Origin of the sequence: Sandarakinorhabdus sp. (genome assembly GCF_040398665.1) — a bacterium.
In the GTDB taxonomy this organism is placed as follows: domain Bacteria; phylum Pseudomonadota; class Alphaproteobacteria; order Sphingomonadales; family Sphingomonadaceae; genus Sandarakinorhabdus.
Genome location: NZ_JBBATQ010000006.1, coordinates 141,879 through 163,802 on the forward strand (window position 1 = coordinate 141,879; position 21,924 = coordinate 163,802).

23 protein-coding genes are annotated in these 21,924 nt (G+C 66.0%); 17 read left to right on the forward strand and 6 right to left on the reverse strand.

Features of this window, described 5'->3' with window-relative positions; all coding sequences use genetic code 11:
• Positions 1-162 precede the first annotated feature (162 nt).
• Both ABWP22_RS09930 and ABWP22_RS09935 read left to right on the forward strand, forming a co-directional pair.
• Positions 163-441: an AbrB/MazE/SpoVT family DNA-binding domain-containing protein gene (locus tag ABWP22_RS09930; RefSeq protein ID WP_353199813.1), complete on the forward strand. Its 279-nt coding sequence runs from the start codon at positions 163-165 to the stop codon at positions 439-441.
• On the forward strand, positions 438-833 hold the full coding sequence (locus ABWP22_RS09935; RefSeq protein WP_353199814.1) for a type II toxin-antitoxin system VapC family toxin: 396 nt from the start codon (positions 438-440) through the stop codon (positions 831-833). Before ABWP22_RS09930 ends, ABWP22_RS09935 begins: the two co-directional genes overlap by 4 nt.
• 36 nt (positions 834-869) lie before the next feature.
• On the opposite strand, the gene ABWP22_RS09940 is transcribed toward ABWP22_RS09935, so the two are convergent.
• Positions 870-1,481 carry a DUF4142 domain-containing protein gene (locus ABWP22_RS09940; RefSeq protein WP_353199815.1) on the reverse strand — a complete coding sequence of 204 codons (612 nt, stop codon included), beginning with the start codon at positions 1,479-1,481 and terminating at the stop codon, positions 870-872.
• Between the two features lie 210 nt (positions 1,482-1,691).
• On the opposite strand from ABWP22_RS09940, the gene ABWP22_RS09945 reads away from it, so the two are divergent.
• Positions 1,692-2,225 carry a hypothetical protein gene (locus ABWP22_RS09945; RefSeq protein WP_353199816.1) on the forward strand — a complete coding sequence of 178 codons (534 nt, stop codon included), beginning with the start codon at positions 1,692-1,694 and terminating at the stop codon, positions 2,223-2,225.
• A gap of 56 nt (positions 2,226-2,281) precedes the next feature.
• Here the strand turns inward: ABWP22_RS09945 and ABWP22_RS09950 are convergent, their stop codons facing one another.
• Positions 2,282-3,145, reverse strand: coding sequence for an alpha/beta hydrolase (locus ABWP22_RS09950; protein WP_353199817.1), 864 nt, complete (start codon positions 3,143-3,145; stop codon positions 2,282-2,284).
• A 154-nt stretch (positions 3,146-3,299) separates the two neighbouring features.
• On the opposite strand from ABWP22_RS09950, the gene ABWP22_RS09955 reads away from it, so the two are divergent.
• Genes ABWP22_RS09955 through ABWP22_RS09970 form a run of 4 tightly spaced genes read left to right on the forward strand, consistent with a single transcriptional unit; the run spans position 3,300 to position 8,888 of the window.
• Positions 3,300-3,755 (forward strand): (2Fe-2S)-binding protein, encoded by a 456-nt coding sequence (locus tag ABWP22_RS09955; RefSeq protein WP_502951112.1) that lies wholly within the window; start codon positions 3,300-3,302, stop codon positions 3,753-3,755.
• Entirely contained in the window at positions 3,752-6,007 is a 2,256-nt protein-coding gene (locus tag ABWP22_RS09960; protein ID WP_353199819.1) for a xanthine dehydrogenase family protein molybdopterin-binding subunit, read from the forward strand. Before ABWP22_RS09955 ends, ABWP22_RS09960 begins: the two co-directional genes overlap by 4 nt.
• An 11-nt stretch (positions 6,008-6,018) precedes the next feature.
• A complete protein-coding gene (locus ABWP22_RS09965; RefSeq protein WP_353199820.1) occupies positions 6,019-8,187 on the forward strand; it encodes a xanthine dehydrogenase family protein molybdopterin-binding subunit in 2,169 nt (722 codons plus the stop codon).
• A 38-nt stretch (positions 8,188-8,225) separates the two neighbouring features.
• Positions 8,226-8,888 carry a DUF2490 domain-containing protein gene (locus ABWP22_RS09970; protein WP_353199821.1) on the forward strand — a complete coding sequence of 221 codons (663 nt, stop codon included), beginning with the start codon at positions 8,226-8,228 and terminating at the stop codon, positions 8,886-8,888.
• A gap of 25 nt (positions 8,889-8,913) precedes the next feature.
• Here the strand turns inward: ABWP22_RS09970 and ABWP22_RS09975 are convergent, their stop codons facing one another.
• From ABWP22_RS09975 to ABWP22_RS09985, 3 genes are all read right to left on the reverse strand, one after another.
• On the reverse strand, positions 8,914-9,285 hold the full coding sequence (locus ABWP22_RS09975; protein WP_353199822.1) for a c-type cytochrome: 372 nt from the start codon (positions 9,283-9,285) through the stop codon (positions 8,914-8,916).
• A 20-nt stretch (positions 9,286-9,305) separates the two neighbouring features.
• Complete coding sequence (locus ABWP22_RS09980; RefSeq protein WP_353199823.1) at positions 9,306-9,758, reverse strand: copper chaperone PCu(A)C; 453 nt, start codon at positions 9,756-9,758, stop codon at positions 9,306-9,308.
• Between the two features lie 67 nt (positions 9,759-9,825).
• Positions 9,826-10,164 carry a hypothetical protein gene (locus ABWP22_RS09985; protein ID WP_353199824.1) on the reverse strand — a complete coding sequence of 113 codons (339 nt, stop codon included), beginning with the start codon at positions 10,162-10,164 and terminating at the stop codon, positions 9,826-9,828.
• A gap of 131 nt (positions 10,165-10,295) precedes the next feature.
• On the opposite strand from ABWP22_RS09985, the gene ABWP22_RS09990 reads away from it, so the two are divergent.
• The 8 genes from ABWP22_RS09990 to ABWP22_RS10025 all read left to right on the forward strand — a co-directional run bounded on the left by ABWP22_RS09990 (position 10,296) and on the right by ABWP22_RS10025 (position 20,149).
• Positions 10,296-11,126, forward strand: coding sequence for a TIGR00266 family protein (locus tag ABWP22_RS09990; protein ID WP_353199825.1), 831 nt, complete (start codon positions 10,296-10,298; stop codon positions 11,124-11,126).
• 38 nt (positions 11,127-11,164) lie between these two features.
• Positions 11,165-11,773, forward strand: a complete 609-nt coding sequence (locus tag ABWP22_RS09995) for a thymidine kinase (RefSeq protein ID WP_353199826.1) — start codon at positions 11,165-11,167, stop codon at positions 11,771-11,773.
• Positions 11,770-12,258, forward strand: coding sequence for a glutathione peroxidase (locus tag ABWP22_RS10000; RefSeq protein ID WP_353199827.1), 489 nt, complete (start codon positions 11,770-11,772; stop codon positions 12,256-12,258). Before ABWP22_RS09995 ends, ABWP22_RS10000 begins: the two co-directional genes overlap by 4 nt.
• A gap of 22 nt (positions 12,259-12,280) precedes the next feature.
• Entirely contained in the window at positions 12,281-13,606 is a 1,326-nt protein-coding gene (aptA, locus tag ABWP22_RS10005; RefSeq protein ID WP_353199828.1) for an omega-aminotransferase AptA, read from the forward strand.
• 192 nt (positions 13,607-13,798) lie between these two features.
• A complete protein-coding gene (locus ABWP22_RS10010) occupies positions 13,799-15,517 on the forward strand; it encodes an ATP-binding cassette domain-containing protein (protein ID WP_353199829.1) in 1,719 nt (572 codons plus the stop codon).
• On the forward strand, positions 15,507-16,583 hold the full coding sequence (locus tag ABWP22_RS10015) for an efflux RND transporter periplasmic adaptor subunit (RefSeq protein WP_353199830.1): 1,077 nt from the start codon (positions 15,507-15,509) through the stop codon (positions 16,581-16,583). Before ABWP22_RS10010 ends, ABWP22_RS10015 begins: the two co-directional genes overlap by 11 nt.
• Complete coding sequence (locus ABWP22_RS10020; protein WP_353199831.1) at positions 16,567-18,048, forward strand: TolC family protein; 1,482 nt, start codon at positions 16,567-16,569, stop codon at positions 18,046-18,048. Before ABWP22_RS10015 ends, ABWP22_RS10020 begins: the two co-directional genes overlap by 17 nt.
• 43 nt (positions 18,049-18,091) lie before the next feature.
• Entirely contained in the window at positions 18,092-20,149 is a 2,058-nt protein-coding gene (locus tag ABWP22_RS10025; protein ID WP_353199832.1) for a TonB-dependent receptor plug domain-containing protein, read from the forward strand.
• A 65-nt stretch (positions 20,150-20,214) separates the two neighbouring features.
• Here the strand turns inward: ABWP22_RS10025 and ABWP22_RS10030 are convergent, their stop codons facing one another.
• Complete coding sequence (locus ABWP22_RS10030; RefSeq protein ID WP_353199833.1) at positions 20,215-20,508, reverse strand: EthD family reductase; 294 nt, start codon at positions 20,506-20,508, stop codon at positions 20,215-20,217.
• A gap of 141 nt (positions 20,509-20,649) precedes the next feature.
• Here ABWP22_RS10030 and ABWP22_RS10035 point away from each other — a divergent pair, with 141 nt between their 5' ends.
• A complete protein-coding gene (locus ABWP22_RS10035) occupies positions 20,650-21,189 on the forward strand; it encodes a cytochrome b (RefSeq protein WP_353199834.1) in 540 nt (179 codons plus the stop codon).
• Between the two features lie 31 nt (positions 21,190-21,220).
• Positions 21,221-21,907 (forward strand): uracil-DNA glycosylase, encoded by a 687-nt coding sequence (gene ung / locus ABWP22_RS10040; protein ID WP_353199835.1) that lies wholly within the window; start codon positions 21,221-21,223, stop codon positions 21,905-21,907.
• Positions 21,908-21,924 lie beyond the last annotated feature (17 nt).

Consider the following 21,924-nt stretch of genomic DNA (forward strand, 5'->3'; position numbering starts at 1 on the left):
ACATGAACAATGCCAATATCCAGGCAGCGCCCAAGGCCATAAGCGATGACAATAACGATCATGACACAGGGCGCATGCGTAGGACAGGCACTGCGCCGATATGGCGGATTTCGCGTAAATGTCCTATATTGGGAAAATGCCCCCACACGCCGGAGCTGCCCGATGAACGCCCATCCGCCCAAGCGCCTGACCGCCACCATGCTCGATGGCGGCCGCATCGTCGTGCCGGCCGAAGTGCGCGCGGCGCTGGGCCTGAAAAAGGGGGACAAGGTGCTGGTGTCGCTGGATGCCGATGGCGAAGTGCGCTTGTCCACGCAGATACAGGCCTTGCGGCGCTTGCAAGAGAAGATGCGGCCGTTCAAGCGGCCCGGGATCAATGAGATCGACGATTTCATCGCGTTTCGCCGGGCCGAAGCCGCCCGCGAAGAGCGCGGCGAGTGAGCCCGGGTGTCATGGTGCTGGATGCGTCTGCCCTGCTGGCAGCGATGCTGGAAGAACCGGGACAAGAGAAAGTCGAGCGCGCACTGCCCAATGCCATCATCGGCAGCGTCAATCTCGTCGAGGTCGCGTCGCGCCTGATCGACGGCGGCCTGTCCCCCGAAGAAGCTGAAGAGGACCTTGCCGCGCTGGAGCTGACGGTAATCGATTTCGATCAGGCGCAAGCCATCGAAGCCGCCCGCCTGCGCGCCCTCACCCGCCACGCCGGTCTGTCGCTGGGCGATCGCGCCTGTCTCGCACTGGCGCTTGTGCGCGGCGTGCCGGTGTTGACCGCGGATCGCGCCTGGGCGGCCCTGGCCGAGGCAATCGGTGTCGAGGTGGAACTGGTCCGCTAGGGCCCCCGCCCCCGACCGGGGCTGGAACCCAGGGAATCAGCGCTTCGTCGCGGTGCCGAGCTTGATCGTGTCGAGCCGCTTGGCATGTTCCTGCACCTTGGGCAGCACGTCGCTGGCGAAGCTACTCAGTTGCGCGGGCGCGGCGGCGTTGCCCGTCATCGTCTGATGCAGGGCGATGGCCTCGGCATGGGCTTCGCGCTGCTGTTCCAGATAAAGTTCATCAAAATTGGCGCCTGCACCCTGCAATTCGGTCAGGCGCGCCTGATGCGCAGCCAGCAGTTCGAGGCGCGGCGCCTGCAAGGCTGCGCTGGTGGTGGCCACCTGCAACAGTCGTGTCGAGGCGCGATGTTCATCGATCATCTGCTGGGCAAAATCACGCACCGCCGCGTTCTTCGACCGGGTGAGCGCCAACTGGCTCGTCTGGATTTCGAACTGGTCGCCCGATGCCGCCTGCGTGGCATATTCCTGGGGATCGCTCGGCGCAGAGATGCTGCTGGCGCTGGTGCCGCCCATGCCGTTCATCGTCGCCTTGCCGTCGGCTGTCATGCCGTCGGCGGCGGGCACACTGACCGGGGTCTCCTTGGCCTTTTCCCCGCAGGCGGCCAGCGCGAGCGACGACAGGGCGGCAGCGAACAACAAGGTCTTCATGGCGCTTCTCCGGTGAATGGTCATCTGCCGGCAAACCGGCGAGGCGCCGGAAGGTTCCCCGGGCACATCGGGCAGCGCCGGCAAACGATGGCGCACAGCCCCGGTGCCAGCAGTGGAATGCGCACAGGGCGCGGCGGAATTTGCCGCTTTGCCGGAACCTGGCGGGCCGCGCCGGGTTGAACCGGCATCGCGTCCCCACAGGAGAATATCATGAGCCACCACCATGTTTCCGCCGTGTTCGATACCCAGGCCGAAGCGGATCGCGCCGTTTCGCAGCTGCGCGATGCCGGCATCGACACGGCGGCAATCTCGCTGATCGCGCGCCGTGCCGGCGAGAATGTCACCACCCATGGCGATGGTGCCGAAACCGGCAACGCCAGGGATGTGATCGGCACGACCGCTTTGGGTGCCGGCATCGGCACGGCGCTGGGCGTGGCGGCGCTGGCCATTCCCGGCGTCGGCCCGTTCATTGCGGCCGGCGCGATTGCCGCTGTGGCCGTGCCTGGCGCTGCCCTTACCGGCGCGGCGGTCGGGGCCATCGCTGGCGGCCTGGCGGGCCTGCTCACCGATCAGGGTGTGAGCGAGGAGGATGCCCGCTATTATGAAACCCGCATCTGCGATGGCGGCATCTTCGTGTCGGTCGACACAAGCCGGACGCCGCTCCACGGTTCGGTGCCGCGCGACATCCTCTATCGCAATGGCGGCCACAGCAGCACGCGCGAAAAGATGAACATGGCGATGTGATGAGGAGCCCCCACGCCGCGAACATGCGCCGTGGGAGCGTTCACGACCGGGCCTGATCAGGCGGCGAGCTGTGCCAACAGGAAATTGCTCGCGTCGGTGAGCACTGGCGCCTTGCCGCGAAACGGTTTGGACAGCGCCAGCAGGATGCCGATGTGGCCGATGCCGGGGTAAAGCGTCGTCGTGGCGCGGCCGCCCAAGTCGGTGATGGCCTTGGCCAACACCACGCTGTTGCGCGGCTTCACGGTCGTGTCCTCATCACCGTGCAACAGCAACAGCGGCGGCGCATCGGGCCGTGCAAAATGGATCGGCTGCGTGTCCGCCAGATCGGGGGCGCTGCCCAAAGCGGCCTCGGCCGCGCCGCCCGGTTCGAAGGGGCGGAAATCATAGGGCCCGGCCAGACCCACCGCTGCCTTGATATCGTCTGCCACGCCCCAGCGCCGATCCAGGCTGAGCAGCAGCGCGATATGCGCGCCGGCGCTGTGCCCCATCACGCCGATCCGCGCCGGATCACCGCCGTGGCCCGCGATATTGGCCGCCACCCATTTGATCGCCGCCGCGCCATCCTGCACGAACGCCGGCCAGCGCACCTGCGGCACCAGGCGGTAATCCGGCACCACCACCACGAATCCCCTGGCCGCCAGCGCCCGTGCCGCAAAGCCATAACCCTCGCGATCACCGCTGTTCCAGCTGCCGCCATAGAAGAACACGATCACCGGCAAGTTCGCCGCAGCATTCTCGGGCGCCCACACATCCAGCCGTTGCCGCGCATCGCTGCCGAATGCCGCCCCCGTCACGATGCGCTTTACCCCGCCATCGCCGGGGGTGAGTCGATTGACGCCGTTGAGCGCGCCAAGCGGCGAGCAGGCGGCGGCGAGCGCGGAGAGCGCCGTGAGGCTGAGCAGGGAGCGGCGGGACATCATGGGATGGCGATAGGGGCCGACGGGCGATTGGGCAACCGCAGCGGATGGTTGTCGCCCTGCAGGCCGGCGGCGGCAATTTCCTGACACTTGCGGGCCTGCGCACCGATTGCAGGCGGCGCGCGGCGCGGCTATGTTGGGATATCGCATGGGAGGGATCGTCATGAAGCTGAACATCAACGGCAAGCCGACCGAGGTTATCGCCGATCCTGACATGCCCCTGTTGTGGGCCCTGCGCGATGTGCTGGGGATGACCGGCACCAAATTCGGCTGTGGCGCGGGTTTCTGCGGGGCGTGCACGGTGCAGTTGGACGGCGAACCGGTGCGTGGCTGCCAGACCCCGGTGTCGGCGGTGGGCACCGCCAAGATCACCACCATCGAAGGCCTGTCGATGTCGGCCTGGGGCCGCAAGTTGCAGGATGCCTGGGTGGCGCTGGATGTGCCGCAATGCGGTTATTGCCAGGCCGGGCAGTTGCTCGCGGCCGAAGCGCTGCTGCGTTCGACGCCAAAGCCGACCGATGCCGATATCGATGCAGCGATGAGCAGCAATCTGTGCCGCTGCGCCACCTACACCCGCATCCGCGCTGCCATCAAACAGGCGGCCGCAGCATGACGTCTGCAGCCTTGAAACCATCCCGCCGCGCCGTGTTGCAGGCCGGGGTGCTGGCCGGCGGCGCCATGACGCTGGGGCTGCGGGCGGCCGGGGCGAAGGCCAGCGTGCCGGGCGCGCTGTCGGCCTTCGTGATCGTGCGCGCCGATGGCAGCGTGGAGATCACCGCGCACCAGCCGGAGATCGGCCAGGGCGTGAAGACCAGTTTCCCGATGATGATCGCCGAAGAGCTGGACGTGGATTGGTCGCAGGTGAAGGTGGTGCAGGCCCCCGGCAACCGGGCTGTCTATGGCGCGCAGATCGCCGGTGGATCGAGCGCCACCCCCACCCAGTTCGAACGCATGCGCCGGCTCGGCGCATCGGCGCGGGCCATGCTGATCGACGCCGCCGCCAAGGGCTGGGGCGTGCCGGCCGGCGAAATCACCACCGCCAGCGGCCGGCTGTATCACAAGGCCAGCAACCGCGAAGCCAGCTATGGCCAATTTGCCGAAGCCGCCGGCGGGATCACGCCGCCCAAGCCTGAATCGCTGAAATTGAAGGACCCGGCCAATTTTCGCATCCTGGGCAAGCGCGTGCCCGGCGTCGACAATCGCGCCGTGGTGACGGGCCAGCCGCTGTTCGGCATCGATGCGCGTCCGGCCGGCATGGTCTATGCCGCCTATGCCAAATCACCGGTGTTCGCCGGCAAGCTGAAAAGCGCCAACAAGGCCGCCGCGCTCGCGGTGCCGGGCGTGAAGGCGGTGATCGATATCGCCGAACGCCGCGACCTGAAGACCGAGATCGACGTGGCACTGCCCGGCATCGAGGTGTTGCCGCAGGGCATTGCCGTGCTGGCCAATTCCACCTGGGCGGCGTTGAAGGGCCGCGATGCGCTGGATGCGGTGTGGGAAGGCGGCGATGCAGCCTTCCAATCCACCGTCGCCTGGGACGCCGCGGCGGCCAAGGCGCTGAAGGATGGCCCGCAAAAGCCCGGATACATCAACCATGGCGATGCGCCGGCGAAACTGGCGGGTGCGGCGAAGCATGTGAAGGCCGATTATGCCTATCCGTTCATCGCCCATGCCGCGCTGGAACCGATGAACTGCACCGCGCAGGTGAAGGATGGCAAATGCGAGCTGTGGCTTTCGACCCAGACCCCGGAAGACGCGCGCCGCATGGTGGCGCTGGCGCTGGGCATCAAGGCTGAGGATGTCACGCTCAACCTGATGCGGTCGGGCGGCGGCTTCGGCCGGCGGCTGATGAACGATGTCGCGGTGGAGGCTGCGGTAATCGCCAAGGCGGCCGGCGTGCCGGTGAAACTGACCTGGGATCGCGGCCAGGATTTCGCCCATGATTGGCTGCGCCCCGGCGGCTGGCACCGGCTGGAGGCCGGGCTGGATGCGGCCGGCAACATCACCGCCTGGCACGATCATTTCATCAGCTATGGCCGCGACGGCAAGCTCGATCCGCCCGCCGTGATCGATGCCTCGCTGTTTCCATCGGGCGTGATCCGCGATTATCGCGCCGATGTGACCGTGCTGCCACTGGCGTCGACGCTGGGTTGGCTGCGCGCGCCGATCAACAATGCCTTCGGCTTCGTCACGCAAGGTTTCATCGATGAATGCGCTCACGCCGTGGGCCGCGATCTGGTGGAATATCGCCGCACCTTGCTGGGCGCCCCGCGCGCCATCCCGATCGCCGAGGAATTCAGCGGCGAGACCAAGGCGGACGCGCAAGGCACACCCTATCACACCGGGCGCATGCGCGGCGTGCTGGACAAGGCCGCCGCCATGGCCGGCTGGGGCCGCAAGCTGCCGGCCCGGCCCGGCATGAGAAGCGGGATGGGCATTGCCTTCCACTTCAGCCACCTCGGCTATTTCGCCAATGTCGTGGAGGCCAGCGTCGCCGCCGATGGCAGCGTGAAGGTGCACAAGATCTGGGTGGCGGCGGATATCGGCCGGCAGGTCGTCAACCTGTCGGGCGCCGAAAACCAGGTGCAGGGCAGCGTGATCGACGCGCTCGGGGCGGCGCTGGGGCAGCGCATCACCTTTGCCGATGGGGCGGTGGAACAGCGCAACTATGGCGATTATCCGCTGGCCCGCATGAACGAGGCGCCGGCGGTGGAGGTGGCGTTCATTTCCACCGATTTCCACACCACCGGCCTGGGCGAGCCAGCCTATCCCAGCCTGGCGCCAGCGCTGGCCGGGGCGATCTTCGCCGCCACGGGCAAGCGACTGCGGCAATTGCCGTTCGATACCGATCTGCTGAAGGCCTGAGGGGGCAACAGATGACCATCCAGATGAACCGCCGCAATTTCCTGTTTGCCAGTGCGGCGGTGGGCGGCGGCCTGTATCTGGGCATCAGCCCACAAGCCGCCGAGGCGGCCGAGGCCGGGCAATTGAACGCCTGGGTGGTGATCGCGCCGGACAATCGCATCCGCATCATGGCCAGCAACCCGGAAGTCGGCCAGGGTATCCGCACCAGCCTGCCGATGGTGATCGCCGAAGAACTCGACGCCGATTGGGCCAAGCTGGAGGTGGTGCCGACGATCGCCGATTCCAAGGTCTATGGCCGCCAGGTCGCCGGCGGATCGCAGGCCATGGCCACCCAATATGAATTGATGCGCAAGGTCGGTGCTTCGGCGCGCGGCCTGATCGTGCAGGCCGCCGCGACGGCGTGGGGCGTGCCAGCCGCCGAGCTGACCACGGCCAAGGCGATGGTGATGCACGCGGCATCAAGGCGCGCGGCGCCCTATGGCCAGTTCGCCACGGCGGCTTCCGCCCTGCCCGCCCCCGACGCGGCCAGCGTGCCCGTGAAGAATCCCAAGGACTTCAAGCTGATCGGCACGTTCCAGCCGGGGGTGAACAATCGCACCATCGTGGCCGGCAAGCAGGCTTACGGCATCGATGCCGTGCTGCCAGGGATGCTGCACGCGGCCTTTGAAAAGCCGCCGGTGCAGGGCGCCAAGGTGAAATCCGCCGATCTCGCCAAGGCAAAGGCGATGAGCGGCGTGCGCGATGCCTTCATCGTGCCAGGCACGGACGAATATGAAGGGCTGAGCGCTGGGGTGGCGGTGATCGCCGACACCACCTGGCATGCACAGCGCGCCCGCACGGCGCTGAACGTGCAATGGACCGACAGCCCGGCCGCCTTCCAATCGACGGCGACCTGGGAAAAGCTGGCCGGCGAAGCCAAGGGCAAGCCGCCGGCCATGGCCGTGCACAGCAGCGGCGACGTGAGCGCGGCGATGGCGCGCGCCGCCAAACGCATATCGGCCGATTATGCCTATCCCTTCATCCCGCATGTGCCGCTGGAGCCGATCAACTGCACGGCGCAGGTGATCGGCGACAAGGTGGAGATCTGGGCGCCGACGCAGAACCCCGAACCGGGCCGCGCGGCGGTGGCAAAAACGCTGGGCGTGCCGCTGGAAAATGTCACCATCCACATGATGCGGGTGGGCGGCGGTTTCGGCCGGCGGTTGCAGAATGACTATATGGTCGAAGCCGCCTGGATCGCGCGTGCCGCCGGCCGGCCGGTCAAGCTGACCTGGACACGCGAAGACGACATCACCCAGGATTTCCTGCGCCCCGGCGGCTGGCATTATCTGGAGGCCGGGCTGGATGCGGCCGGGCGCTGCATCGCGTGGGACAATCATTTCATCAGCCATGGCCGCGACGGCAAATTCGCCCGTGCTGCCAATATCGGGGCCAGCGATTTCCCGGCCGGCATCGTCGCGGATTTCCGCGTGGGCGCCACCGTGCTGCCGCTGATCCACACCACCGGGTTCCTGCGCGCGCCGGCCAACAATGCCTTTGGTTTCGTGACGCAGGGCTTCATCGATGAACTGGCGCACGCCGCCGGCCAGGACCCGCTGCAATTCCGCCGTGATTTCCTGGGGGCGCCGCGCTTCATCGGCGATCCGGCCGCCCGCGGCTCCTACAATACCGGCCGCATGCGCGCCGTGCTCGACAAGGCGGCGGCGATGGCCGGCTGGGGTCGCAAGCTGCCGGCGCGGACGGGCCTCGGCATCGCCTTCCACTTCAGCCATCTCGGTTATTTCGCCAATGTCATCGAAGCCAGCGTGGCGAAGGATGGCACGGTGAAGGTGGTGAAAATCTGGGTGGCCGGCGATGTCGGCCGCCAGATCGTCAATCCGGCCGGCGCGATCAACCAGGTGCAGGGCAGCATCCTGGATGCGCTCAACGCCTGCCAGACCCATTCCATCACCTTTGCCGATGGCGCCATCGAACAGCGCAATTTCGGCGATGTGCCGCTGGCCCGCATGGACCAGACGCCGCCGATCGAAGTGGCCTTCCTCACCCCGGATTACCCGGTGACCGGCCTGGGCGAGCCGGCCTATCCGGCGGTGGCACCGGCGCTGGCCAATGCGATCTTTGCCGCGACCGGCGTGCGGCTGCGGCGGATGCCGCTGGACACCGCGTTGCTCAAGGCCTGAGTCACCCGACTGCCACAAATCGTGGGCAGGAGCCCGCCATGCGCGTTATCTTGCTCACTGCCGTCCTGCTTGCCGCCCCTGCCGCCGCGCAGGATGTGCAGAGCTGGAACACGCTGCTGGTGCAGGGGCCGGTGGATGGCAAGCTGTTGCTGTGGGCCGAAGCGCAGACACGGTTGAGCAACGATCTCGATCGCGTCGGCACGGTCATCGGGCGCGTCGGGCTGGGCGTGCGCACGAAAAACGACATCGATTTTCACGCCGGCTATCAATATCAGCACAACAATCCGGCGCCCGGGATCAGCAGCGACGAACATCGGTTCTGGCAGCAGGTGATGGGGCCCGTGTTACGGCGGCAGAATGGCTTTGCGCTGATCACGCGCTGGCGGCTGGAAGAACGCACGTTCGAAGGTGCACAGGATACGGGTTTGCGGCTGCGCGTGTTCTGGCGTGTGCAGATGCCGTTGCACGGGCGGGGTACCGCCGGGCCGCTGTTGATCAGCGAGACGTTCGTGGCATTGAACAGCACGGATTGGGGCGCGCGCGGCGGCTTTGATCAGCAGCGCACGTTCTTTGGCTGGCTACAGCCGCTGAGCAAGCGTTTGAATTTGGAAACGGGCTATATGCTTCAGCACCTGAACCGGCCGGGCAACAATCCCAACAATCATGTGATCAACCTGACGCTGAACCGCCGGCTGGGATGAGCCCGGCCGGCGGCAGCGCAGTCGTTCAGCCCTTGAGCGTCTTCAGGTAAGCAATCACGTCCTTGCGCTTCTTGGCATCCGGGATGCCGGCAAAGGCCATCCGCGTGCCCTTCACAAAAGCCTGCGGCTTGGTGAGATAGGTGTCGAGATTGGCTTCGGTCCAAACCAGGTTCGCGCCCTTCATGGCCGGCGAATAATTGAACTTGGCATAGGTGCCCGACTTGCGGCCGACGACACCGGCCAGCGACGGCCCGATGCGGTTCTGGCCGGCAACATTGCTGTGGCAGGTCTTGCACTGGGTGAACAGTTTCTCACCGGCAGCGGCATCCTGCGCGGCAGCCGGTGCGGCAGCCGCGATGGCAGCCAGCGCCGCCACAGTGATCATCATCGTCTTCATTCGTCTCTCTCCCTGGCAATTCAGTGTGTATGGCCGCCGGCGGCGGGTTCGGTCTTGAATTCAACGTCCACCGGCCCGGCGTTTTCAAACAGCAACCGGGCCTTCATCATTGCACCATCGCGCATCGGCGCTTTCAGGCCGATGAACATCACATGCAGGCCGCCGGGGGCGAAGCTGACGGTGGCCCCTGCCGGCACCGGCACCCCGCCGGATACGCTGCGCATCTGCATCACATTGCCCTTTGCCACCGTGCCGTGCAGATCGGCACGATTGGACCCGGCGGTGATGACGGAGACCAGACGGTCCGCCGCCGTGCCGCGATTGGTGATGGCCATGAAGCCCGCGCCGGTTTTGGACACCGGACTGGCCACACGGAGCACCGGGTGATCGATGCGCAACTGCCCCACCTTGTATTCATGCGCATCAGCGGAAGCGGCCATGGCAAGTGCCGCTGCCAAAATCAACTGTTTCATGCGTGGCTCCTGACGTGGAGACGGCAAATTGGCCTGCGGCACGATGGCCCGGCCGGATTGCAGCGGATCAGGTGCGCGGGGGGCCCTGGCCGGGCGGGCGGGCGCGGTGGCGGCGCATGGCGGCCCGCGCCGCATGGGGCCAGGGTGCCGGCCGCAACGGCAAGGCCAGCAGCGGCAGCGCCAGCGCCGCCGACAGCAGCGCCGGGCCGATCGCCAGCGCATAATCACACGGCGAATCGCCATCGCCCGCAGGCTGCAACGGTTCGGCCGGCAGCGTGGTGCCGCTGCACAGGGTGAGCGCAAGGCCGCTGGCCACCGGCATCCAGCCCGCCGGCACCATCAGGCGCAGCACCAGCGCCGCCAGACAGGCAGCAAAGAGCAACAGACCGGGATGGCGACGCGACACGGCCTGCGCCTGCCACGCACAGGCTTCGCCGACAAGCCCCGTCGGTCGGCAATTTCGCGCGCGCAGCGTCTTGGCAGCGCAATACAGCGCAACTACATTCGGCCCGTTCAACCCAACCGAGGATCTTCCCCATGCCCAACCCCTGGCAGCACAGCCGCAGCAGCGGTTCCGCCGACGACATCGATTTCGAGATCAAGGGCCAGGAATTGCAGTTCGTGGAAATCGAGCTGGACACCGGCGAAAGCGCGGTGGCCGAAGCCGGTGCCATGGTGTGGAAAGACGCGGCCATCGGCATGACCACGGTGTTCGGCGATGGCAGCGATGGCGGCAGCAACGGCGGCTTCATGGGCAAATTGCTCGGGGCCGGCAAGCGGCTGGTGACCGGCGAAAGCCTGTTCACCACCGTGTTCACCCACAATGGCGGCGGCAAGGCGCGCGTGGCCTTTGCCTCGCCCACGCCGGGCGCGATCCTGCCGATCAAGCTCGACAGCCTGGGCGGCACGTTGATCTGCCAGAAGGATGCGTTTCTGGCGGCCGCGCGCGGCGTTTCCATCGGGATCGAATTCCAGCGCCGCATCATGACCGGCCTATTCGGCGGCGAAGGCTTCATCATGCAGCGGCTGGATGGCGACGGCTGGGTGTTCGTGCAGATGGGCGGCACCGTGGTGGAGCGCAGCCTGGCGCCGGGCGAAGTGCTGCATGTCGATACGGGCTGCCTGGCCGCCTACACCCCCAGCGTGCAATTCGATCTGGAAACCGTGGGCGGCGTGAAGAGCATGTTGTTCGGCGGTGAGGGCCTGTTCTATGCGCGGCTGACCGGGCCGGGCAAGGTGTGGATCCAGTCGCTGCCGTTCAGCCGGCTGGCCGGACGCATGTTGCAGGCTGCCGGCGGTCGCGGGCAGAATCGCGGCGAAGGCAGTCTGCTCGGCGAATTCGGCGATCTGATCGGCGGGAATCGATAAGGTTGACCGGACGGGCTGGCCACGCGCATTGATGCGGCGTGGCCAAGCTCTATTTCTATTATGCCTCGATGAACGCCGGCAAATCGACGGTGCTGTTGCAGGCCAGCTTCAATTATCGCGAGCGCGGGATGAACACGCTGTTGTTCACCGCCGCCGTCGATGATCGCGCCGGCACCGGCGTGATCGCCTCGCGCATCGGGCTCAGCGCGCCGGCGCAGGCCTTTGCCGGCGATACCGATCTGTTTGCCATCATCAGCGCTGCCCATGCAGCCACAACGCAGCATTGCGTGCTGGTCGACGAAGCGCAGTTCCTGACCGCCGCGCAGGTGTGGCAACTGGCGCGGGTGGCCGATGATCTGGGCATCCCGGTGCTCTGTTATGGCCTGCGCACCGATTTCCTGGGGGCGCTGTTCGAAGGCAGCCAGTGGCTGCTGGCGCTGGCCGACACGCTGAGCGAGCTGAAGGCGGTGTGCGATTGCGGGCGCAAGGCCACCATGAATTTGCGGATAGACGCGCGCGGCGGTGCGGTGACCACTGGCCAGCAGACCGAGATTGGTGGCAATGATCGTTATGTGGCGTTGTGCCGGCGGCATTTCGTTGCCGCGTTGAATGGGGCGGCGCCTGCAGATTTGGGAGAGGCAAGATGAGCAACGTGTATGATTTCAGCGCCAAGACCATCGATGGCCGCGAGGTATCGATGCGCGATTTCGAAGGCAAGGTGCTGCTGATCGTCAACACCGCCAGCAAATGCGGTTTCACCCCGCAATATGCCGGGCTGGAAGCACTGCACAAGAAATATGGCCCCAAGGGCTTTGCCGTGCTGGGCTTTCCCTGCAACCAGTTCGGCGCGCAGGAGCCGGGCGATGCCAGCGAGATCGCCAATTTCTGCAAGCTGACCTATGATGTGGATTTCCCGCTGTTTGCCAAGATCGATGTCAATGGCGACGGTGCACACCCGCTGTTCCAGATGCTGAAGAAGCAGGCGCCCGGTCTGCTCGGCACCGAAAGCATCAAGTGGAATTTCACCAAGTTCCTGGTCGACAAGCACGGCCAGGTGCAGGAACGCATCGCTTCGGCCACCAAGCCGGAAGCGCTGGGCGGCCAGATCGAATCGCTGCTCGCCAAGGCCTGACCGCAAGAGGGGGACCCGCCACATGCACAGCACGCTGCCCAATGATCTGGCGCAATGGTGGATGCCGTTCACCGACAATCGCCACTTCAAGGCCAACCCGCGCGTTCTGGTGGCCGCGCAGGACATGCATTACACGGCCGGCGATGGCCGCCAGGTGCTGGATGGCTGTGCCGGGCTGTGGTGTGTGAACGCCGGCCATGGCCGTGATCGCATCGTGCGCGCCATCCAGCAACAGGCCGGCGATCTGGATTTCGCGCCGACCTTCCAGTTTGGCCACCCGCTGGCGTTTCAGCTCGCCAACCGGCTGGGCGCGCTCATGCCGCCGGGGCTGGACCGCATCTTTTTCACCAACAGCGGATCGGAAAGCGTCGATACCGCGCTGAAGATCGCGCTGGCCTATCACCGGGCGCGCGGGGACGGCCAGCGCACGCGGTTGATCGGGCGCGAGCGCGGCTATCATGGTGTCGGCTTTGGCGGGATTTCGGTTGGCGGCATGGTCGCCAACCGCCGCACCTTCGGACCAGGGCTGGTGGGCGTGGATCATCTGCCGCACACCCATGACATGGCCCGCAATGCCTTTTCGCGCGGGCTGCCGGCGCATGGTGCCGAGCTGTCCGACCGGCTGGAGGCGATCGTGGCACTGCACGGCGCCGATACGATCGCGGCAGTGATCGTGGAACCGGTGGCCGGATCAACGGGCGTGCTGCCACCGCCCGTGGGTTATCTGGAGCGGCTGCGCGCGATCACGGCCAGGCACGGCATCCTGCTGATCTTTGACGAAGTGATCACGGCGTTTGGCCGGCTGGGCGCGGCCACGGCGTCGGAACGTTTTGGCGTGACCCCCGATCTGATCACCATGGCCAAGGGGCTGACCAACGCGTCGGTGCCGATGGGCGCGGTGGCGGCGGCGCGGCATGTCCATGATGCCATTGTCGATGCGCCTGGCGATGTGCCGGGCATCGAATTGTTTCATGGCTACACCTATTCCGCGCACGCGCTGGCCTGCGCGGCCGGCATTGCCACGTTGGAGCTTTATGCCGACGACGGCCTGTTCGCCCGTGCGCGGGCGCTGGAGGCGCATTTCGAAACGGCCGTGCACCGGCTGGCCGATGCACCCCACGTGATCGACATCCGCAATTTCGGACTGATGGCGGGCATCGAGCTTGCGGCGCGCGCCGGGGCACCGGGCGCGCGCGGCACCCAGATGCTGCGCACGTTGTTTGATGCCGGCCTGCTGGTGCGGGTGACCGGAGACACCATCGCCCTGTCGCCGCCGCTGATCGTCAGCGCGGACCAGATCGACGAGATGGTGACGATGATCGCCACTGCGTTGCAGGATCTGGCCTAGAGTTGACTGACCATGTTGGCGCCTTCCCCCTTGCGGGGAGGGCGTTGAGCACTTCAACTTGAGCGCAATCGCGCCTCGTCAACGCATTGCCCATTACACCTTTGTAATCTTTTTTGCGGCTAACCCTTGGCAAAGTGGGGGGTTGGCCCCTACATCGGCCGCGTACCGCCCGGATTCGGCGACAGGAGACGCATGGCTGCCACCGATCTTGCCCAGATGGATCTCAACCGGTTGGTCTACCGCTGGTTGAAAGTGATCCTGTGGCCAGAGAAGAATTATTTCTGGCTGGCGATCATCTATGGCATCGGCATTTCCCTTCTGGGCTTGGCCGTGCCGATTTCGGTGCAGTTGCTGATCAACAGCCTGGCCAACACTGCCTTGCCGGTGCCATTGTTCACGCTGGCTGCGCTGTTGTTCGGTCTGCTGATCGTGTCGGGCCTGCTCAGCGTGCTGCGCATCCATCTGATGGAAATGTACCGCCGGCGCTTCATGGCGCGGCTGGTGGCCGATGTGACGATGCGGGCGATCAATGCTGCCGATCCCTTTTTTCAGGATGATCGGCGCATCGATCTGTTCAACCGCTATTTCGAACTGGTCAACATGCAAAAGGGGGTGCCGTCACTGTTGATCGGCGGCTTCACCATCATCTTGGGGATGATCGTCGGCTTCATCGTCACCGCCTTCTACCATCCGTTTTTCCTGGCCTTCAATCTGGTGCTGATCGGCCTGCTTTACATGGTGTGGGCGATCTGGTCGCGCGGCGCGATGAAGACCTCGATCGTGCTGAGCCACGAGAAATACAATGCTGCGCATTTCCTCGAAAATGTTGGCGCGTCCAACGGCTTCTACAAATCCTCGCGCCATATCGATTATGCCCTGAACAAGGCGGAGCAGCTCACCGCCAATTATGTGAAGGCCCACGCCGCGCATTTCCGTTACCAGTTTCCGCAGACCATCGCCTTTTACTTCCTCTATGCCGCCGCCAGTGCCGGCCTGCTGGCGCTGGGCGGCTGGCTGGTCATCCAGGAACAATTGTCGATCGGGCAACTGGTGGCGGCCGAACTGATCCTGTCGGGCGTCTTTGCCGGCATGAACAGCCTCTATTCCTATCTTGACGACTGGTATGATCTGGTCGCGTCGATCGAGGAATTGTCGCTGCTCTATGGCCTGCAGCAGGAGCCGCTGGCGATGGCCAGTCTGTCGGCACCGGTGGGCGGTGCGCTGGGCATGAGCCGGGTGCGCTTCACCCTGCCGGTCGGGCCGGCCGAACTGAACCTGGAAATCCCGCAAGGCAGCCGATTCGTGTGCCAGGGCGTGCCGGGCATGGAGCGCGAATTCGCCGAACTGCTGAAGCGGCTGGAACGGCCGGAATCCGGGCTGATCACGTTGGGCGGGGTGGATATCGCGCTGATGGACCCGCTGGGGCTACGGTCCGACATCATCGTGCTCGACCGCGCCACCATCGTCGAATCGACCATCGCCGATTATCTGCGGCTGGCCAATCCGGCCAAGAATGCCGGCGATCAGATGGCGGCGCTGCGGCTGGTTGGCCTGGAAGACCGGCTGGCGCTGCTGAGCGATGGCATCCACACGAAATTGTCGACCACCGGCGCGCCCTTCACCACGGCCAAGATGATGCAGTTGAAGCTGGCAGCGGCGATCCTGTCGGAACCGCGCATCCTGGTGATGTCGCCCCTGTGCGACACCGTTTCGAGGCAGCGGCTGAAGGCCGTGATCGATCATTTCCAGGCCACCACCACCACCATCCTCTACTTCAGCAACCGGCCCGAAGATCTGGTGCTGGATGGCTATCTGTGGCTCGGGCTCGACAGCCAGGTGATCAGCCGCCAGCGCAGCGAATTCGATGCCATTCGGGGCAGCGCCGGCCGGGAGACCGAAGATGGCGACTGAGAAGGTGAAGCTGCCCGACGGGCATTTTCCGACGCTGCGCGGCCTCAATCCGCCGCCGGTGATGCAGTTGTTTGCCCGCATTCTGGTGTCCACGATCGTGATCGTGTTGCTGGTGGTCACGCTGGTGCCCTGGGTGCAGACCGCGCAAGGATCGGGCCAGGTGATCGCTTTTGATCCGCGCGACCGTCAGCAGAACATCACCGCGCTGGTGCAGGGTCGGCTGGCGCGCTGGTATGTGACCGATGGGGCGCGCGTGAAGGCCGGGGAACCGATCGCACGGGTGATCGACATCGATCCCGATTATCTGGTGCGGCTGCGCGCCGAGCGCGGCCAGAAGCTTGCCGAGATGGCAGCGACCAGCGCGGCGATGGCCACGGCACAGCGCGATGTCGCGCGCATGCAGACGCTCTATGCCGAGGGCCTGGCCGCACGGCGCGACATGGAATTGGCGCAGATCAAGGTGGCGGATTATGCGGCCAAACTGGCGTCGTCGCGCGCCGAGATCAACAAGATCGATTCCAACCTGCGCCGCCAATCCGAACAGACCATCGTGGCGCCACGCGATGGCCGCATCATGCGGGTGACCAGTATCGACACGGCCACCATCGTCAAGCAAGGCGATGTGCTGGCCACCTTCGTGCCCGAAAATTCGCGCCGGGTGGTGGAACTCTATATCGATGGCCGCGATGTGCCGCTGATCACCGTCGGCCGGCGGGTGCGGCTGGAATTCGAAGGCTGGCCGGCGATCCAGTTTTCCGGCTGGCCATCGGTGGCCAAGGGCTTTTTCGATGGCCAGGTTGCGGCGATGGACCAGAATGCCTCTGCCAATGGCCTGTTCCGCATCCTGGTGGCGCAAAGCCCGGATCGCGGTGACTGGCCGGATGAACGATCGGTGCGGCTGGGCGCCAAGGTGCGCGGCTGGGTGCAGATGAACACGGTGCCGATCTGGTTCGAACTGTGGCGGGTGTTGAATGATTTCCCGTTGCAGTTCACCCGCCCCGGCGCATCACCGGCAGTGAACGGAGAAGCGCCTGAGGCCAAGGGTGGCAATGCCGCTGCCAAATAAGCTGCTGTTGCTGGCGTTGTTGCTGCCAGCGCTGGCCGCGGCGCAACCCGCCGCGCAATCCATCGCGCCGGGCCGCCGTGCGCTGGAGGCGGACGCGCGCGCCGCCGCCCAACCGCTGCCAGCGACCATCACGCCCCTGCAGTTGAACGAGGTCCTGGCCGCCAGCCGCTTTCATGCGCCGCAGGTGCTGGAGGCGCTGGCCAGGGTGCGCGGCGCCGAAGGCCGGCTGTTGAGCGCGGATGGCGCCTTCGACACATTGTTCAACGCCAGCATCGATACGCGGCCGACCGGATTCTATACCGGTGCCGAGGCCAGCACCCGATTGATGCAGCCGCTGGCCAATAACGGCGGCAATATCTATGGCGGCTATGATGTCTCGCGGGGCAGCTTTCCCAGCTATCAGGCCGGCAACAACACGACCCAGCTTGGCCGCTTGACGGTCGGCACCCTGTTTTCCCTGCTGCGCGATCGCGACATCGACGATCGGCGCTTCAACCGCGCGGTTGCCGGTGCCGATATTGCCCTGGCCGATACCGACCGGCTGCTGGTGGCGATCGGGGTTCAGGCACGGGCGATTGCCGCCTGGAACAACTGGGTGATTGCCGGGCAGCGCGTGAAAGTGTTCAAGGATCTGCTGCAACTGGCACTCGACCGGCAGGGCGGCTTCAAGCGGCAGGTGGCCGAAGGCTTGCGGCCGGCGATCCTGCTGACGGAGAACGAACAGAATATCCTGCGCCGGCAAATATTGGTGGTGCAGGCCGAACAGGTGCTGCAGCAGACAGCGGTGGCCTTGTCGTTGTTCTGGCGGGATGCCGATGGCAACCCGGTGGTGCCAGGGACGGATCGACTGCCGTCGCAGTTGGGCGCGCCGATCCCGTTGTCCGAAGATGTCATGGTGGCGCTGGAAAATCGCCCCGATCTGAAACTGGTGGATGTGCGCATCGCCGTGGCCCGGCAGCGCCTGGCTCTGGACCGCAACAATTTCCTGCCCAGGCTCGATCTGAAAGCTGAAGTGAACCAGTATGTTGGCGCTGTAGGGGCGGGCGGAAACCCCTATAGCGGCACCGAAAGCAAGGTGGGCGTGACCTTGTCGGTGCCGATCCAGCAACGTGTCGCTCGGGGTCGGCTGGACCAGACGCGCGCCGACATCGATGCCTTTCAACAGCGCAGGCGCTTCATCGAGGATCAGATCCGCGTCGAGATCGGCAGTCTGTCGATCGCGGCGCGGCAATCGATGCGACTGCTGGGCATCGCCATCGATGAACAGGATCGCGCCCAGTTGATGGCCAATGCCGAGCGCCGACGCTTTCAGGAAGGCGCATCGGATTTCTTCGTGGTCAATATCCGCGAGGAGGCCGCGGCCGATGCGCAGGTGCGCCGGCTGGACGCCGCATTCCGGCAGATCGTCGCCCATGCCGATCTGGCGGCCGCCACGGCCGATCTGAAGCTGCTCGGGCTCGATTGACGCGCCAGCTTGCAAGCACCCCCTCGTTTGTTAAGGGGGGCAGATGATGAACCGCCTGTTCCTGTCCGCCCTGCTGCTGTGCGCAGCCACCACCGCTGCCGCACAGACCGAAGACGCGCTGATCACCGTCACCGGCAAGGGCCTGAAGGACCTGCCCGGCGATGCCGCGCTGTCGCTGGTGGTGATCGATCGCGACCGTATCCTGAATTCCGGATCGAACCGGCTGGAATCGGTGCTGGCCGATATCGCCGGGCAGCAGCAGTTCCGCCGGTCCGACAGCCGGTCCGCCAACGCCACCAGCCAGGGCATCACCCTGCGCGGGCTGGGCGGCAATGCCTCGTCACGCGCGCTGCTGGTGCTGGATGGCGTGCCGCAGGCCGATCCGTTCGGCGGCTGGGTGGCGTTTCCGGCCTATGCCACCGGGCGGCTGGAGCGCATCCGGGTGACGCGCGGCGGCGGATCGGGATACTGGGGTCCGGGCGCGCTGGCCGGCACCATCGAACTGGAATCGGTGGGCGGCGCGGCGCTCACGCCGTTCACCGGCGGCATCGCCTATGGCAGCCGCAACAGCCTGGATGCGCAAGGATCCTTGGGCCTGAAGCGCGATGGCGGTTTCGCCACGCTGTCGGCCGCTTATGGTCGCGGTGACGGCTTTGTGCCGATCGTGGCGCGCAGCCGCGGGGCCGCCGATCGGGCCGCACCCTATGAGCAGGCGAGTGCAAACCTGCGCGTCGTGATCGGCATCGCACCCGACACCGAAGCACAAGTGACGGCCACCGCCTTCACCGACAGCCGGGAACGCGGCACCCCGTTTTCGCGCAACACATCGGAAGGCGCCGATGCGGCGCTGCGCCTGGTCGGGCGCGGGCGCTGGGGCTGGCAGGCGCTGGCCTATGTGCAGACGCGCAATTTCACATCGGATTTCGCCGCCGTGAACGCGACGCGCACGGCCGCCACGCAATCACTGGCGCAATATGACACGCCGGCCACCGGCTGGGGCGGGCGGCTGGAAGTGGCGCCGCCGCTGGGCGAGGCCATCACGCTGCGGCTGGGCGCCGACACACGGGCCCTGACCGGCCAGACCATGGAGCTGTTCACCTATGTGAACGCCGCCCCTACCCGCCAGCGCGAAGCCGGCGGGCGCAGCACCACCAGCGGCGTGTTTGCCGACGCCAGCATCACCGCCGGCATCGTCACGCTGACGATTGCGGGGCGGCTGGATTGGTGGACGATCAAGGATGGCCGGCTGCTGGAAACCACCATCGCCACCGGCGCGCCGTTCACCACCCTGTTGTTCGCAGACCGGTCCGGTGAGGAAATGACCGGGCGTGCCGGGGTGGCGGTGCAGGCTGCCGACTGGTTGACCCTGCGCAGCGCCGCCTATCGCGGCTGGCGGCTGCCGACCCTGAACGAACTGTATCGCCCGTTCCGCGTTGGCCCGGATGCGACCGCTGCCAATGCGCTGCTCAGCCCGGAACGCATCACCGGCGTGGATGCCGGCCTGACGCTGAAACCGGCGCGCGGTGTGGAAATCGGCATCACCGGTTTCTGGAACCGCATGGACGACACCATCGCCAATGTGACCGTGGGCAGCGGGCCGGGCAATTTCACCGGTGTCGGCTTTGTGGCGGCGGGCGGCTTCTTCCGGCAGCGCCAGAATCTCGATGCGCTGGAGGTGTGGGGCTGGGAAGTCGATGCGCGGCTGCGGCGCGGGGCCTTTGGCCTGACCGCAAGCTGGAGCCATGTCGATCCGGTCATTGCGGCCAGCGGCGCCGCCGCCCCGCTGAATGGCCTGGCCCCGGCGCAGACGCCGCGCGACCAGTTTTCGGGCACGGTGGATTACAGCGGCAAATTGTTCACCGCCTCGGCCACGCTGCGCCACATCGCCAGCCAGTTCGAAGATGATCAGAACGCGCGGACGCTGGGCGCGGCGACCATGGTCGATGCATTGCTGGTGGTGCCGGTGGTCAAGGGCATCGCCGTTGAGGGCCGGGTGGAGAATCTGTTCGACGCCGAAGTTCAGGCCGCGCTGTCCGGCACAGGCGTGATCGAACGGGCCTTGCCGCGCACCCTCTGGGTGGGCGCGCGGATGAATTTCTGAGGAATCTCACGCCCTCCCACTTGCGGGGAGGGCGCCGAAGGGATTCACGCAAAAGGCCATACATTCTACGCCATCGCCACCGCCGTCGGCTGCACATTGGTGAAATTGGCGACATCGGCCATCACCTCGCCGGCGCCGGCCACCTGCATGGCGGCGCCCAGCGCGGCGGCGTCCGTAAAGGTCAACAGGCCGACACACAGCGTGGGCGCATCGGGCGCCAGCGGAAACAGCGCCTGGCTGCCAGTCATGCCGGCGGGGCCGAAGTGCTTGGCCGCCAGCGGCAGATGCACGTTGACATAATAATCCCGGTCAAATGTCGCGCCGGGCTGCGCCACATAGGTCACCACCAACGTTGCCATGATCATTCCCCTTTTTAAGCCGGGCCAGCATAGCAGCGCGGGAATTACGCGGACTTGTCGATATGGGGAGGGGGAAAGCCCGTATCGACAGCGACGCGCCAAGCGCCTAGCCGACACCGACGCATGCCCGGGAGACACGCCATGAGCCGATACAGCAAGGTCGCCATCACATTGCACTGGCTGATGGCGGCGATGATCATCGGCAACCTGGCCGGCGGGCTGCTGCATGATTTCGTGCCCACCGCAGGCGGCCAGCGCCTGTTCGTGATGAACCTGCACAAAAGCTTTGGCTTGACGATCCTGGCGCTGACGCTGGTGCGCATCGGCTGGCGGCTGTCCCACAAGCCGCCGGCCCTGCCCGGCTATTTCACCAGCGGCGAGCGCGTGCTGGCCAAGGGCGTGCATCTTGCCTTTTACGCCGCGATGCTGGCGCTGCCGTTGTCGGGCTGGATCATGGCCGATCGCAATGCGCGCGGCCAAAGCTGGTTCGGCCTGTTCGAAGTGCCGAAGTTCGGCGTGAGCAAGGCGGTGGCGGAAACATTCCACGAAGCCCATGAGATCCTAGGCTGGACGATGCTGGTGCTGATCGCGCTGCACATTGCCGGCATCATCAAGCATATCGTGCTGGACCGCGACAATCTGCTGCCGCGCATGGGCGTTGGACGCGCGCGCCGGGCTTGACCGCTGCGGCCCTGGGCCGCCATCACGGGGCATGGCCGAACCGCTGAAACTGCAGGAAAGCTGGCGGGCGCCGCTCGCCGACCAATTGGCGTCACCGCAGATGTCGGCGCTGAAGGCGTTTCTGCTGGCCGAACGCGCCGCCGGCAAGACGATCTTCCCCCGGGGCAGCGAATGGTTCCGCGCGCTCGATCTGACCCCGCTGGATCAGGTGCGCGTGGTGATCCTGGGGCAAGACCCGTATCACGGCCCCGGCCAGGCGCATGGCCTGGCCTTCAGCGTCCGGCCCGGCGTCCGGGTGCCGCCCAGCCTGGTGAATATCTACAAGGAATTGCAGACCGATCTCGGCATTGCGCCAGCCCGGCACGGGTTTCTCGAACATTGGGCGCGGCAGGGCGTGCTGCTGCTCAACACCTGCCTCACCGTCGAACAGGGCCGGGCCGGCAGCCACCAGGGCCACGGCTGGGAAGGCTTCACCGATGCGGTGATCCGGCTGGTGGCGGCGCGCGCTCCGTCTTGCGTCTTCCTGCTGTGGGGCAACCATGCGCAGAAGAAGGCGGGCTTTGTGGATGGCAACCGCCATCTGCTCTTGAAGGCGCCGCACCCGTCGCCGCTGTCAGCCTATAGTGGCTTTTTCGGCTGCCGGCATTTTTCCCGCAGCAGCGATTGGTTGGTGTCACACGGCATGCCGCCAATCGATTGGGCGCTGCCGCCAGCCTGATGTCGCGGCCGCTTTCG